The following is a 13437-nucleotide window of genomic DNA, read 5'->3' on the forward strand; positions in this document are numbered from 1 at the left end:
AGGTATTTCCTGTATACTAAATTTATTATGAACAAATGGAGGTTACATAATGATTCCAGCTGATTTTGAAGATCGCGTCTATACGGTCGTGCGCCAAATCCCGCGCGGTAAAGTGACGACTTATGGGCAAATCGCCTATATGATTGGTTTTCCGAAAAACGCCAGACTCGTTGGTGCTACGCTAAAACATTCAAAGCGTGACCAAATTACGCCGTGCCATCGTGTCGTAAATGCAGCTGGCAGGCTTGTCCCAGGTTGGGAAGAACAACGCGAACTGCTTTTACTTGAAGGAGTGACGTTTAAAGAGAACGGGCATGTCAAAATGAAAGATCACTTTTGGCAATAAGCACTATATCCGCGCCCAATATCTTGAACGCCATGCGAGTCGGATCCATACACAAATGGAATCTGTAACTCTCTAGCTAACGCCACGATTTCTTTTGGCGGATACGTTTCCCCGCAAAGTGGCTTAAATAGGCCTGCTGTATTAAAATCAAGCTCATAATCCCGCTTTTTCACTAAAGCAAGCACCGCCTGAAATTCCGCGATTACTTCCGCCGAAAAATCACGTCCATCCGCTCCAAAAAACTGCTGAAACTTCTGACACAATGAAATATGTCCAATTCTCCGCGGCTTAAATAGTCCTAAATCCGCTTCAATCGACCGTTTCACACCTTCTAAATAAGTGAGTTGTGCCTGTTCAAATCCACCATAAAACTGCACAATTCCTTCATTATAATCTTCCGCCGAAAAATCAATCGAACGAAAACCGCCTTGCCCCTCTAAAAAATGCAGCGACAACACACCATCATCCGTTTCTGGCCCATATTCATTCAAAAAATCGCGTGTGAAATCCTCATAGCCAATCAAATAATCCACTTCAAACCCGATATGTATTAACAAATCACTCGCATATTTTTTCTTCATCTGATTCATTTTCTTAAAATAATAAGGTAAATCACTCATTGCCATGCTCGCCGTTGTCACTGCTTCACTATCCCCAGCAGTATTTTTCATAAATTCACTCGAAAGCGGCGCGTGCTCAACAATAGAATACTCATCAAAATCCAGTTCAATCGCTTTTAAAATCATTTCCTCCACATCATCATGCGTACCGTGGGGACAAAACTCTGTATGCGTGTGCCCGTCTCTTTTCATATTCAACCCTCTTTCAAAATTCTTTTCCCTAAGCGTGCTAAATGGTACACTAATTATACCATATGGAACTATTTTTCTATTCATTATTTACAAAAACGCTTTAACGTGCTAATATGCTAATAAACTAAAATATCGTAAAGGAGCTAACCAGATGAACTTAAATAAGAACTTGCCAACTGGAACACGTGATAAACTTTTTCGCGAAGCACAGGCCGCATACAAAATTGAGCAACAAGTGAATCATTATTTTGAAAAACGTGGATTTAAGCGGATTGAAACACCTGTTATCGAATTTGAAGACGTCTTTTCTTCGGAACATCAAGCTGACGCCAAGTTATATCGTTTCTTTGATGAAAAAGGTCGCTTGACAGTTCTTCGGCCAGATATGACCCTTCCAATTGGTCGAGTCGTTAGTACAACTGGTGTCACGCTCCCGCTCAAACTTTCTTACAGCGGAAAAATCTTTCGCGCAAATGAAGATTTTGGTGGCGAACAAAATGAACAGACCCAAGCCGGAATTGAAATTATTGGTTATCCTTCCATTAAAGCTGAGATTGAATGTATTTTAAGTGGCATTGGTGTTTTAAATACACTAGAAATTCCGAATTTTCAAATCGAACTCGGTCATGCCGCAATTTACAGGCGTGTTGTACATCTTTTAAACCTTCGCGAAACAGCCGAAATTGATTTCCGCCTGCTGATTCAAAATAAAAGCCTCACTGGCATTCAACAGTTCGTTGCTGATAATCCGAGCACGCTGGACGATTTTATTCTGGCATTACCACGATTATTTGGCCCAGCGACAGCGATTTTACAACAAGCAAAAAACTTAACCACAGATAAAGGAATTTTAACCGCACTGACCGAAATGGAAACTATTGTAGGAGCTGTTTCTTACGCAGCCGATATTAGTGTTGACTTAGGACTCGTGCAAGATTTTCATTATTATACAGGTATTATTTTCAGAGGATATGCCGACCTTGCTGCCGATAATTTTTTAAGTGGCGGTCGTTACGATCACTTACTAGAACAATTCACCAGCTCCCCCTCTCCAGCAGTTGGTTTGGCACTTAATCTCGACTCCCTCACAACCCTACAAAACCGCGCTGGCATCATCAAGAAACAACCTCCAACAACACTTTTAATCCACTACGACCTAGACGCACTCCAACAAGCCGAAAAACTCATGCAAGAAACACCAAACAGCGAATTAAGCTTTTTTGAAACACCAACAAACGCTATCTCTTTTGCGAAAAAATGGCACATCCCAACCGTCGTTCACGTTTCCAGCCAAGGAAGCCAAACTATTTTTCAAAAGGAGGCGGACCTATGAAAGCTTTGAAAATCGCTTTAACGAAAGGCCGACTAGAGAAAGATGCCATTGTCCTTTTGGAAAAAGCAGGGATTGATTGTTCTTCGATGACTGATAAAAAGCGCAAATTGATTTTCCATAGCAGCACCCAGCCGATTTCGTTTATTTTAGTAAAAGCGGTTGATGTCATGACTTACGTGAAACACGGCGTCGCGGATATTGGTATCGTTGGAAAAGACGTGCTGATGGAAGCCTCCAAATCACATTATGAAATGCTCGACCTTGAAATCGGCAAATGCCAGTTCTGCCTTGCTTCTACGCCAGATTTTGATCCAAGCAGCTATCGTCGAAAAATCATCGCCACCAAATATCCAGCAGTGGCTTCCAAATTTTTTCGCGAAAAAGGCGAAGATGTAGAAATTATCAAAATCGAAGGCTCCGTCGAAATCGCGCCTGTACTCGGTCTTGCTGACGCCATCATTGATATCGTCGAAACCGGCTCCACTTTAAAAGAAAACGGCCTACTTATTTACGAAAAAATGTATCCCATCTCTGCCCGCCTGATTGTCAACAAAGCTTCCTTAAAACAAAATAAAACGCAAATTTTCCATTTAATCGACCAATTAGAACAAGCGATAAAGGAGGAGCGTACCCCGTGAAAATTCTAACCGGAACAACAGCGTCCATATTAAACGAACTCAAAACTGAAACCACAACGAGCACCTCACACCAAGTCGAAACCACAGTAAAAGCGATTATCGAAAAAGTAAAAACAGCTGGCGACCAAGCCTTACTCGACTACACAGCCCAGTTCGATGACGTCAACCTAACCGAACTTCGCGTTTCAAACACCGATATCCAAGCAGCCACAGCCAAAGTCGAGCCCGCCTTCCTAGAAGCCCTTCACCAAGCAAAAGCAAATATTGAAAGTTTCCACAGCAAGCAAAAACAACACGCATTCCTTGATAGCGAAAAAGATGGCGTCATTCGCGGCCAATTAATACGCCCACTCTCAACCGTCGGCGTATATGTTCCCGGTGGCACCGCAGCCTATCCATCATCCGTTTTAATGAATGTTCTACCTGCCAAAATCGCTGGTGTGGAACGGATTGTGATGATTACGCCTCCCGGGAAAAACGGCATCAATCCTCACGTTTTAGCAGCCGCACAACTTGCTGGCGTGGACGAAATTTACCAAGTTGGTGGTGCGCACGGAATTGCCGCACTTGCTTACGGAACCGAGTCCATTCCTAAAGTAGATAAAATCGTCGGCCCGGGAAATGTCTATGTCGCCGCCGCTAAACGAGAAGTTTTTGGCTTGGTTGATATCGATATGATTGCCGGTCCATCCGAAATCGTCGTGCTCGCAGATGAAACGGCTAATCCTACTTTCATCGCTGCTGACTTACTCTCCCAAGCAGAGCACGATACATTAGCCCGTGCTATTTTAATTACCACAAGTGAAAACATCGCCCAACAAACAAAAGCCGAAATAACTAAACAACTCGAAACCCTGCCACGAAGAGCCATCGCCCAAGAATCCATTGAGACGCAAGGCAAAATTATTATCGCAACAAACACGAAAGAAATGTTCGATATCATGAACGAAATTGCTCCAGAGCACCTAGAAGTCCAACTAGAAAATCCAATGAATTATTTGCATCAAATTAAAAACGCCGGCTCTATTTTTCTAGGAAGCTATGCCTCAGAACCACTTGGCGACTATTTTGCCGGACCGAATCACGTCTTACCAACAAGCGGCACTGCCAAATTCTTCTCCCCACTTGGCGTAGAAGATTTCACGAAACGTTCCGCTTTTATTTCTTATACGAAAGAAGCACTTGCAAAAGAAAAAGACGCCATCATCCTACTTGCTAATAAAGAAGGTCTCGACGCCCACGCCAAAGCTATTCAAATTCGTTTTGAGGAGGAAATTTAAATGAGAACCGCAACTAAAACCAGAGTTACCGCCGAAACTTCCATTGAGCTTTCCATTAATCTTGATACCCAAACAGAATCCACTATTTCCACTGGAGTCGGATTTCTAGATCATATGCTCACCTTATTCGCCAAACACAGCCGCATCACTTTAAATGTAAATGCAATTGGCGATACATACATCGATGCGCATCATACGGTTGAAGACATCGGCATTACACTCGGTCTTTGTCTAAAAGAAGCACTCGGCGATAAAGCTGGCATCAACCGCTACGGTTCCGCTTATGTGCCAATGGACGAAGCACTTGGCTTTTGTGCGCTTGATTTAAGTGGCCGTTCCTATCTTGTTTTTGACGCCGAACTAACAAACCCCAAACTAGGCGATTTTGACACAGAATTAGTAGAAGAATTTTTCCAAGCAGTCGCCTTCAACAGTGAAATGAACCTCCACTTGCGCGTTCTTTACGGTAAAAATACTCACCATAAAATCGAAGCTCTTTTTAAAGCATTCGGTCGTGCTCTCCGTGAAGCAATCACAATTAATCCTGAAATCCAAGGCGTAAATTCGACTAAAGGGGTTCTGTAAATGATTGTTATTATCGACTATGATACAGGAAACACGAAGAGTATCAGCAAAGCACTGGATTTTATTGGACTAGAAAACAAAATTTCTAGCAATCAAGCAGCAATCAAACAAGCCGATGGTGTTATTTTACCCGGAGTTGGCGCCTATCCAGAAGCTATGCAAGAACTCACTCGGCGTGGGCTTGATGTGACCTTAAAAGAAATCGCAGTCGCTGGAAAACCAATTCTCGGCGTTTGCCTCGGTATGCAACTTTTGCTTGAATCGAGCAGCGAGCATACTTTCACAAAAGGACTCGGTCTTATTCCTGGTCGTGTCGAAAAACTACCTGACAAACCCGAATTTGCCGTTCCTCACATGGGCTGGAATCAACTAGAAATCAAACGCACAACCCCACTCACGAACCAACTCGGTGGCGAATATGTTTACTATGTCCATTCCTATTATGCCGACTGCCCAGCGGAGTACATTATCGCAACAAGCAGCTATTCCGTCGAAGTTCCCGGCATGATAAATAACGGCAATATCTACGGCGCCCAGTTCCACCCAGAAAAAAGCGGCCAAATCGGACTAGAAATTTTAAAAGGTTTTAAGGAGGTCATCGAATCATGCAAATCTTCCCAGCAATAGACTTGAAAAATGGACAATGCGTCCGGCTTTTCCAAGGTGATTTTTCCAAAACAACCGTGGTAAATGAAGACCCGATTGCTCAAGCAAAAGCCTTTGCAACAGACGGCGCCACCTATTTGCACATTGTTGACCTAGACGGTGCGCTGGAAGGACGTCCAGTCAACCTCGAAATCATCCAAAAAATGCAAACAGCTGCCAAAATCCCCGTCCAAGTTGGCGGTGGAATTCGTAGCATGGCACAAGTGGACTATTATCTCGAATCCGGCATCGACCGCGTCATCATCGGTTCAGCCGCGCTAACAGATCCAGATTTCCTCCGTGCTGCCGTCCAAAAATACGGTTCAAAAATAGCTGCCGGAATCGACGCCAAAAACGGCTTTGTAGCAACAAGCGGATGGCTCGATGTAAGCCAAGTTAGCTATTTAGATTTAGCCAAACGAATGGAAGACATGCATGTCGAAACCATCATTTACACCGATATTAGCCGCGATGGCACACTTACAGGGCCTAATTTAGAACAAATGGCTGCATTGCAAAAACATGTCAGCATCAATTTAATTGCATCTGGTGGCGTAAGTAGCCGTGCCGATTTAGAAGCACTCGCGGAGCTTGGTTTGTATGGAGCCATAGCCGGGAAAGCCCTTTATAATGGAAATATTTCAATGTCAGATGTCACCGAGGTGGAACAACATGCTTACTAAACGAATCATCCCCTGCCTTGATGTCACAGCCGGTCGCGTCGTAAAAGGTGTTAATTTTGTTTCCTTAACCGACGTCGGTGATCCCGTCGAAATCGCCAAAGCCTATAATGAAGCTGGCGCCGATGAACTCGTTTTCCTTGATATAACAGCAACCGTCGAACTGCGCCAAACAATGATAGATGTCGTCGAAAGAACCGCCGAGCAAGTTTTCATCCCACTCACGGTTGGCGGCGGCATAAGTAGCGTCGCTGATATGAAAGAGCTCCTCCAAGCTGGTGCCGATAAGATTTCCCTCAATTCCGCTGCGATAAAACGACCCGAACTCATCCAAGAAGGCGCCGCAAAATTCGGCAATCAATGTATCGTTGTCGCCATTGACGCTAAATGGAACGGTACAAACTGGCACGTCTTCACGCGCGGTGGCCGAAACGATACCGGACTGGATGCCATTGAATGGGCCAAAAAAGCTGTTCAACTTGGCGCCGGTGAAATCCTCCTAACTAGCATGGACGGCGACGGTACCAAAAACGGCTACGATATCCCACTCACAAAAGCAATTTCAGAAGCTGTTTCCGTTCCCGTCATCGCTTCAGGCGGATGTGGTAATGCCTCCCACATGGTCGAAGTGTTCGAACAAACAAACGCAACCGCCGCACTCGCAGCCAGCATTTTCCATTACGGTGAACTGAGCATCAAAAACGTCAAAACTACCTTACTCGAAAAAGGAGTGAATATCCGCCCATGATTTCCGTCGATTTTTCTAAAGGTCTTATTCCAACCATCATCCTAGACGACCAAAACGGCGAAGTTCTCATGCTCGCCTATATGAATGAAGAAAGCTATAAAAAAACGCTCGAAACTGGCTACACGTGGTTCTTTTCGCGCTCCAGAAATGAACTTTGGAACAAAGGCGCAACAAGCGGCCACACCCAAAAAGTAAAACAAATCTGGACCGACTGCGATAATGACACCTTGCTCATCCGTGTAAACCAAATCGGCCCAGCCTGCCATACCGGTAAAAAAAGCTGCTTTTTCAATCTCATAAAGGAGGACTTTTAAATGCTAAATGACCTATATGAAGAAATTAAACTGCGCAAAGAACAACCAAAAGAAGGCTCCTACACTAACTACCTATTCGAAAAAGGACTCGATAAAATCCTCAAAAAAGTTGGCGAAGAAACTACCGAGGTCGTCATCGCCGCTAAAAATGATAATCAGGAATTAATCGCCGAAGTTTCCGATTTAACCTATCACGTGCTCGTGCTCTTAGCCGAAAAAAACATTCCGCTATCAGCCATCCAAACGGAACTTCAAAAGCGCGAAGGTAAACTCAGCACTACTCGTGACCGCAAAGAAATTAGCGATTTATAAAAACATGACATTTTCGTAACCTTAAAGATTATTATTGTAAGAAAAAGCGCATGATTTTTTAAACCATCTTTTATATACTTGTTTACGTGGAGAGCTTTTATTTTTCCCAAAAGAAAGCAAGTAATGTTAGAGCAATAATTCTAGTATCCGAATTAGTCTTATCCCTTGGCTCGCTTTAACATTATTACTCCCTAATACTCCCTTAACCGCATCCCCCTGGTGCGGTTATTTTTTTCGCACTTTGCCTGATAATTCCTCCACCCAAATATAAGCAAACGTTCTCATTAACTACATTTTAAAAAATTTCAGAAAAATTGGTTTTTATGCTTGAAAATATTCTCAACAATGTGTAAACTAACAACATAGGTAAGAAAAGTTGACCTACTTGGCGCAAATAAGCCGATGTTTTTTCACTTTATAACATCACGTGTATTTGCATTAGGTTTTCTACTTTTCCTTATAGTCAAAATATTTAAACAAGGAGCGATTATAGTATGGCACAAACATCCACTATCCAAAACGACACAAAGGCAGCCGAAGAATATGCAGCTCGAGTGTTTGAAACAATTAAACAACGGAATCCTGGCGAAACGGAATTCCACCAAGCAGTTGAAGAATTCTTAAACTCTGTTATCCCAGCCCTTGCAAAAGAACCTAAATACGAAGCAAATGGTATTTTAGAACAGTTAACAGAACCCGAACGCCTTATCAGTTTCCGAGTTCCATGGGTGGATGATTCTGGTAAAGTACACGTAAATCGCGGTTACCGCGTCCAATTTAATAGCGCAATTGGTCCATATAAAGGTGGTCTTCGCTTCCACCCTTCCGTTACTGGAAGCATCGTCAAATTTCTTGGCTTTGAACAAATTTTCAAAAACTCCTTAACTGGCTTACCAATCGGTGGCGGTAAAGGTGGATCTGACTTTGATCCAAAAGGAAAAACAGATGCAGAAGTAATGCGTTTCTGCCAAAGCTTTATGACAGAACTACAAAAACATATCGGTCCAGATACAGATGTTCCAGCTGGTGATATCGGTGTTGGCGGACGCGAAATCGGCTACTTATTCGGCCAATACAAACGTCTTCGTGGCGCTTATGATGCTGGTACAATTACTGGTAAAGGCCTTACTTACGGCGGTAGTTTAGCTCGTACAGAGGCAACTGGATACGGTCTTGTTTACTTCACCGTTGAAATGTTAGAAGCAGCTGGCGAATCTATCCGCGGCAAGAAAATTGTCGTTTCTGGCTCAGGTAACGTAGCTATTTATGCCATCGAAAAAGCACATGAATTAGGTGCTAAAGTTGTTGCATGTAGCGACTCTGCTGGTTTTGTTTATGACAAAGAAGGCATCAAAGTAGAAACAGTAAAACAATTAAAAGAAGTAGAACGCAAACGTATTAGCGAATATACAACAATCCACCCTTCTGCTGAATATTATGCAGGCGGCGACGTATGGTCCGTTCCATGTGACATCGCGCTACCATGTGCAACTCAAAATGAAATCAACGCCGATCAAGCCCGCGCGCTTGTAAAAAATGGTGTTATCGCTGTTGCAGAAGGCGCAAACATGCCATCTACACTTGAAGCAGTTGACATTTATCACGAAAACAAAGTACTATTTGGCCCAGCAAAAGCGGCAAACGCTGGCGGTGTAGCTGTATCAGCCCTTGAAATGGCTCAAAATGGCACTCGCATGAGCTGGTCGTTCCAAACAGTTGACGAACATTTACAAAACATCATGAAAGATATTTATAAAAATTCAAGTAATGCAGCAAGCGAATACGGTGCTCCAGGTAACCTAGTTATCGGCTCCAATATCGCAGGATTCTTGAAAGTTGCAGACACGATGATTTCTCACGGTATCATTTAATTCAAAAAAGCCCTTCTCTCTTTTGAAAGAAGGGCTTTTTGTTATCTCATTAACTTCCGTAAAATAAAAGAAAGTCCAAACCACAGAACAATACTAATCAAAATCGTTATCAGCCAACCAAAAACATTATGTTCTAACGGAAGCGGCATATTCATTCCAAAAAATCCCGTAATAATCGTCGGAACCGTCAATAAAATAGATAAAGCCGTCAAAATTTTCATCGTATCATTCAGATTATTATTCAAAATATTATTATACGTACCTGACAATTGCTGTAAGATTTCTGAACTTAATCCCGTCATCTCCACAAGCTGTTTTGCTTCTATTAAAGCATCCTCAAACTGCTCTTTTTCTACTTCATTTAGTTCCCGGTAAATCATATGCGATTTCATTTGTTCCAGCAACGCCGCATTTTGCTTAGACGCCGAAACAAAATAAACAATTCCCGTTTCCAAATCCGACAATAACAACAAATTTTTCTTCGTCGTTTTAATTTTCAATTTGTCATTAATCAATCTTCTCTCCATATCCATTTCTTCCACATACGGAAAAAACGCATCCATAACAAAATACAAACTACTAAATAAAAACTGAAAAATAGTGACTGCGTCTGAATCCGCTAAATATTGCTTCATTTTCCGCGTAATATACTGATTATCATTGTTCGTAATCGTAATTAATTGTTCATCTTTTATAATAAAAACCATCGGAATTGTTTCATAATGATTATCAAGTTTTCTTTGATCCGGTACATTAAATACAACCACAAACGTATTTGTCTTTTGGTCATATTCAAAATGGGCTCGTTCATTTCTATCAATCGAATAAGCAATTACCTCATTATCAATTTGATACTTTTCATAAAAATCTGCTAAGTTCTCCGTATTATCTGTATCGATATTAACCCAATTATATTTTCCATTCCCAAAAACGGTTTGAATAGACATTTACTTCTCCCTACTTTCCTTGATGTCATAAAAAAAGAGAGCCTCAATACCTGAGCATCTCTAAATCTACATAATTATAGCACAGAATCTGGGAAATTCTGTGCTACAACTATCTTAAAAGGAGTGTTTATTTGAAATAAGCAATTATCAATATTTCTATGGGGGAAGTAATTTATTTTAAATTAGCTTATTTCAAATGACAATCTCTATGGGATAATTATATCTTACATTACTTTTATGTCTAAGTCAATACTTTTGTTACAGTAATATTTCATATAATGCTAATAAAGTGTATTAATAATAAAGTGTAATATTAATGCAATAAACGTGATATTTTTCCATCTTTTCTTTACTATGCTATAATTAACTAGGAAATATCTTATTTATAGGAGGAATTGGCATGTCAAAAAATGAAGCAACTGCTTATATTGGTACATATACCAAAGTCGAAAGCCAAGGTATCTATCGCTTAGTAATCGACAAAACGACTGGCGAAATTAAAGAAAATAAATTAGCTGGAAAAATGGACAACCCAACATATCTTAAAATTTCAGATGACGAAAAATTCGTTTATTCTGTAGCAAAAGATGGCGATAAAGGTGGCGTTGCTGCTTTTTCTATCGAAGAAGATGGCTCTTTAACTTTCATCGGCCAAGAGGTTCAAGCTGGTAACCCGCCATGTTACGTTGATGCATCCCATGATGGTTCAATCGTCGTTTCCGCTAACTACCACTTAGGTACAATCGTAAGCTATCCAACAGAAAACGGCGCATTAAAGCCTTCTGTTTCCACAATTCAACATACTGGTAAAAGTGTCCACGAACGTCAAGAAAAACCACATGCGCACTTTGCTGGCTTCACTCCAGACCAAAAATACGTTATCACATGTGACCTTGGAACGGACAAAGTAACTACTTACTCCGCTACTGCAGGCAAACTTGAAAAAGTAACGGAATTAGATGTAAAACCTGGAAGCGGCCCTCGTAACCTTGTTTTCCATCCAAATGCTAAATATGTGTATATCATGACGGAATTAACTTCCGAAGTTGTTTTCGCTGAATATGACAAATCTACTGGTGCGTTAAACGTGATCCAAACAATCGCATCTCTTCCAGAAGGTTTTGACAAAGAAAATAAAGGTAGCGCAATCCATATTTCTCCAGATGGTCGTTTCCTATATGTTTCTAACCGCGGCCAAGATGCTATCGTTAGCTATGCTGTTGCCGAAAACGGTACATTAACACTTGCAGCTACAACTCCAGTGGAAGGCGTTGGTCCACGTGACTTCGACCTTGACTTCACTGGCGAAATCCTAGTGGCAACAAACGAAAACAGCAATAACGTGACTGTTTTTGGTGTTAATAAAGAAACTGGCGCTCTTACTTTACTTCAAAAAGACGTAAAAGTTCCAGAACCAGTTTGCATTAAATTCGTAAAATAATAATAAAAATCCAGAATGGCGTTTAAACCATTCTGGATTTTTTTATACTAAAACTGCTTTTCCTGCTTCAATGTAACTTAAATCATTCACAGCCTCAATGGTCCATTTGCCATTTTCAAAGCCAAGTCTTGTAACGCTCGCATTGGCTAGTTCTGGGTTAATTAATGACTTGTCAAAGAAAGAAATAATCGTATTGATCGCCATGCCATGAGAAACAACTAAAACATTAGCATTATCCGATTTGTTTTCCGCACTAACTGTTTCTAGCGCATTTTTCAATCTACCAACCATCGTATCCCAAGATTCCGACATCCCAGTTTCATCAATTTTTTCCACCGTTTCAGATATGATTTGGTAACCATCATCACCAAATTTTTCAAAAGCTTCTTCTACTGACTTAAAGCCCAAATATTCCATTACTTGGCCAAACATAATATCTTCATACTCGCCTTCAAATTTACCAAAGCCAAACTCGCGAAAATCACGTAATTCATTGATTTCTAAATGCGTTTGTTTGCTTTCGCGTAACACGATTCCAGCCGTTTCAATCGTCCGACCACGGTCACTCGTATAAACTGCATCAAATGGAGTCCCGCGAAGCCCACGTCCTAAAAATTCCGCCACTTCGATTCCTTCATTTGTTAATGGCGTATCTGACCACCCTTGCACGCGACGAGATGTATTAAACATCGTCTTGCCGTGTCTAACTAAGTACACATTCAGTTTTCCTGCTGTCATTTAAACTCCCCCTTATGCTTTTTTACCAGCTTCTACATACGACATATTCCCCGGTTCTTCAATCGAATAAGCCCCATTTTCAAAAATAACTTTAGTCACGCTGGCATTTTCAATAATTCTTATATTTTTACTCGGATCAATCATTTTAATAATGCGATGAATAACCATACCATGTGCAACAACTAAGACTTCTCCACCACCACGATTTTGCGCATCTGTAAGAATGGCATCAAGCCCAGCAGTTAATCTTTCTTCAAAAATAGCAGCGTTTTCTGTCATTCCAGTTTCGTCCATTTTGTGCACCGTATCAATCACGATGTTAGCATTTTTTTCGGCATTTTTTTCATAATAGCTTTCAATCGAGTCAAAACCGTGCGCCTTTGCAACCATTTTTAACACTGCTTGGTTATATTCCCCTTCAAATTTACCGAAACCAAATTCCCGCATTTCAGCCAATTTTTCCAGTTTTAAATGTTGGTTGTCACTTTCATTCATGACAATTCGAGCTGTTTCAATCGCGCGTCCTCGGTCACTTGCGTAAGCTGCTACAAAATTAGTCCCCTTCAAGCCCCGACCTAACTCATGCGCAACAAGTGCCCCTTCTTCGGTTAAAGGCGAGTCAGCCCAGCCCTGCACCCGATCAAGTGTGTTTAAAATCGTCTTTCCATGTCGCGTTAAATAAATAACTACCCTACTTGCTGATTCCATGTATACACTCCTTTAAATTATCACTTCTCCCTTTAATAG

General features: G+C 41.4%; 16 protein-coding genes. 12 read left to right on the plus strand and 4 right to left on the minus strand.

The genetic code is table 11. The annotated features are described in order from the left end of the window. The first annotated feature begins 49 nt into the window (after positions 1-49). Complete coding sequence (locus HCJ55_RS12570; protein ID WP_008946999.1) at positions 50-346, plus strand: MGMT family protein; 297 nt, start codon at positions 50-52, stop codon at positions 344-346. Here the strand turns inward: HCJ55_RS12570 and hisJ are convergent. Then, positions 331-1158: a histidinol-phosphatase HisJ gene (gene hisJ / locus HCJ55_RS12575; RefSeq protein WP_185518438.1), complete on the minus strand. Its 828-nt coding sequence runs from the start codon at positions 1156-1158 to the stop codon at positions 331-333. The two genes, HCJ55_RS12570 and hisJ, sit on opposite strands and share 16 nt — an antisense overlap. 151 nt (positions 1159-1309) lie before the next feature. Here hisJ and HCJ55_RS12580 point away from each other — a divergent pair, with 151 nt between their 5' ends. From HCJ55_RS12580 to gdhA, 10 genes are all read left to right on the plus strand, one after another. Next, positions 1310-2491: an ATP phosphoribosyltransferase regulatory subunit gene (locus tag HCJ55_RS12580; RefSeq protein WP_008946997.1), complete on the plus strand. Its 1182-nt coding sequence runs from the start codon at positions 1310-1312 to the stop codon at positions 2489-2491. Continuing rightward, positions 2488-3129, plus strand: coding sequence for an ATP phosphoribosyltransferase (gene hisG / locus HCJ55_RS12585; RefSeq protein ID WP_008946996.1), 642 nt, complete (start codon positions 2488-2490; stop codon positions 3127-3129). The genes HCJ55_RS12580 and hisG overlap by 4 nt, the downstream gene beginning before the upstream one ends. Then, positions 3126-4409 carry a histidinol dehydrogenase gene (hisD, locus tag HCJ55_RS12590; RefSeq protein WP_185518440.1) on the plus strand — a complete coding sequence of 428 codons (1284 nt, stop codon included), beginning with the start codon at positions 3126-3128 and terminating at the stop codon, positions 4407-4409. Before hisG ends, hisD begins: the two co-directional genes overlap by 4 nt. Then, positions 4410-4994 (plus strand): imidazoleglycerol-phosphate dehydratase HisB, encoded by a 585-nt coding sequence (gene hisB / locus HCJ55_RS12595; RefSeq protein WP_185503137.1) that lies wholly within the window; start codon positions 4410-4412, stop codon positions 4992-4994. It begins immediately after the preceding gene. After that, a complete protein-coding gene (gene hisH / locus HCJ55_RS12600; protein ID WP_185518442.1) occupies positions 4995-5621 on the plus strand; it encodes an imidazole glycerol phosphate synthase subunit HisH in 627 nt (208 codons plus the stop codon). Continuing rightward, positions 5600-6322, plus strand: coding sequence for a 1-(5-phosphoribosyl)-5-[(5-phosphoribosylamino)methylideneamino]imidazole-4-carboxamide isomerase (hisA, locus tag HCJ55_RS12605; protein WP_185518443.1), 723 nt, complete (start codon positions 5600-5602; stop codon positions 6320-6322). Before hisH ends, hisA begins: the two co-directional genes overlap by 22 nt. Continuing rightward, the gene (hisF, locus tag HCJ55_RS12610; RefSeq protein WP_185518445.1) at positions 6312-7067 is read left to right on the plus strand and encodes an imidazole glycerol phosphate synthase subunit HisF; all 756 of its coding nucleotides are present in this window, start codon (positions 6312-6314) and stop codon (positions 7065-7067) included. The genes hisA and hisF overlap by 11 nt, the downstream gene beginning before the upstream one ends. Continuing rightward, entirely contained in the window at positions 7064-7381 is a 318-nt protein-coding gene (gene hisI, locus HCJ55_RS12615) for a phosphoribosyl-AMP cyclohydrolase (RefSeq protein ID WP_008946990.1), read from the plus strand. Before hisF ends, hisI begins: the two co-directional genes overlap by 4 nt. Next, the gene (gene hisE, locus HCJ55_RS12620) at positions 7382-7693 is read left to right on the plus strand and encodes a phosphoribosyl-ATP diphosphatase (protein ID WP_008946989.1); all 312 of its coding nucleotides are present in this window, start codon (positions 7382-7384) and stop codon (positions 7691-7693) included. A 494-nt stretch (positions 7694-8187) separates the two neighbouring features. Further along, positions 8188-9564, plus strand: coding sequence for an NADP-specific glutamate dehydrogenase (gene gdhA / locus HCJ55_RS12625; RefSeq protein WP_185396771.1), 1377 nt, complete (start codon positions 8188-8190; stop codon positions 9562-9564). A gap of 41 nt (positions 9565-9605) precedes the next feature. Here gdhA and HCJ55_RS12630 read toward each other — a convergent pair whose 3' ends face one another. Further along, the gene (locus HCJ55_RS12630; RefSeq protein ID WP_008946988.1) at positions 9606-10511 is read right to left on the minus strand and encodes a magnesium transporter CorA family protein; all 906 of its coding nucleotides are present in this window, start codon (positions 10509-10511) and stop codon (positions 9606-9608) included. A 400-nt stretch (positions 10512-10911) separates the two neighbouring features. Here HCJ55_RS12630 and HCJ55_RS12635 point away from each other — a divergent pair, with 400 nt between their 5' ends. Further along, complete coding sequence (locus HCJ55_RS12635; protein ID WP_185518447.1) at positions 10912-11952, plus strand: lactonase family protein; 1041 nt, start codon at positions 10912-10914, stop codon at positions 11950-11952. 42 nt (positions 11953-11994) lie between these two features. On the opposite strand, the gene HCJ55_RS12640 is transcribed toward HCJ55_RS12635, so the two are convergent. Beyond that, positions 11995-12690 carry a histidine phosphatase family protein gene (locus HCJ55_RS12640; RefSeq protein WP_185504431.1) on the minus strand — a complete coding sequence of 232 codons (696 nt, stop codon included), beginning with the start codon at positions 12688-12690 and terminating at the stop codon, positions 11995-11997. Between the two features lie 12 nt (positions 12691-12702). Then, entirely contained in the window at positions 12703-13398 is a 696-nt protein-coding gene (locus HCJ55_RS12645; protein ID WP_185518449.1) for a histidine phosphatase family protein, read from the minus strand. Positions 13399-13437 lie beyond the last annotated feature (39 nt).

It is taken from the genome of Listeria marthii, assembly GCF_014227425.1.
Classification (GTDB): Bacteria; Bacillota; Bacilli; order Lactobacillales; family Listeriaceae; genus Listeria; species Listeria marthii.

Bases quoted from the DNA above. Each gene is read 5' to 3' on its own strand.
- hisG (WP_008946996.1), top strand. From the start codon at position 2,488: ATGAAAGCTTTGAAAATCGCTTTAACGAAAGGCCGACTAGAGAAAGAT.
- hisJ (WP_185518438.1), bottom strand. From the start codon at position 1,158: ATGAAAAGAGACGGGCACACGCATACAGAGTTTTGTCCCCACGGTACG.
- hisB (WP_185503137.1), top strand. From the start codon at position 4,410: ATGAGAACCGCAACTAAAACCAGAGTTACCGCCGAAACTTCCATTGAG.
- HCJ55_RS12640 (WP_185504431.1), bottom strand. From the start codon at position 12,690: ATGACAGCAGGAAAACTGAATGTGTACTTAGTTAGACACGGCAAGACG.
- hisA (WP_185518443.1), top strand. From the start codon at position 5,600: ATGCAAATCTTCCCAGCAATAGACTTGAAAAATGGACAATGCGTCCGG.
- HCJ55_RS12630 (WP_008946988.1), bottom strand. From the start codon at position 10,511: ATGTCTATTCAAACCGTTTTTGGGAATGGAAAATATAATTGGGTTAAT.
- hisF (WP_185518445.1), top strand. From the start codon at position 6,312: ATGCTTACTAAACGAATCATCCCCTGCCTTGATGTCACAGCCGGTCGC.
- hisH (WP_185518442.1), top strand. From the start codon at position 4,995: ATGATTGTTATTATCGACTATGATACAGGAAACACGAAGAGTATCAGC.
- hisE (WP_008946989.1), top strand. From the start codon at position 7,382: ATGCTAAATGACCTATATGAAGAAATTAAACTGCGCAAAGAACAACCA.
- HCJ55_RS12580 (WP_008946997.1), top strand. From the start codon at position 1,310: ATGAACTTAAATAAGAACTTGCCAACTGGAACACGTGATAAACTTTTT.
- gdhA (WP_185396771.1), top strand. From the start codon at position 8,188: ATGGCACAAACATCCACTATCCAAAACGACACAAAGGCAGCCGAAGAA.
- HCJ55_RS12570 (WP_008946999.1), top strand. From the start codon at position 50: ATGATTCCAGCTGATTTTGAAGATCGCGTCTATACGGTCGTGCGCCAA.
- HCJ55_RS12635 (WP_185518447.1), top strand. From the start codon at position 10,912: ATGTCAAAAAATGAAGCAACTGCTTATATTGGTACATATACCAAAGTC.
- hisI (WP_008946990.1), top strand. From the start codon at position 7,064: ATGATTTCCGTCGATTTTTCTAAAGGTCTTATTCCAACCATCATCCTA.
- HCJ55_RS12645 (WP_185518449.1), bottom strand. From the start codon at position 13,398: ATGGAATCAGCAAGTAGGGTAGTTATTTATTTAACGCGACATGGAAAG.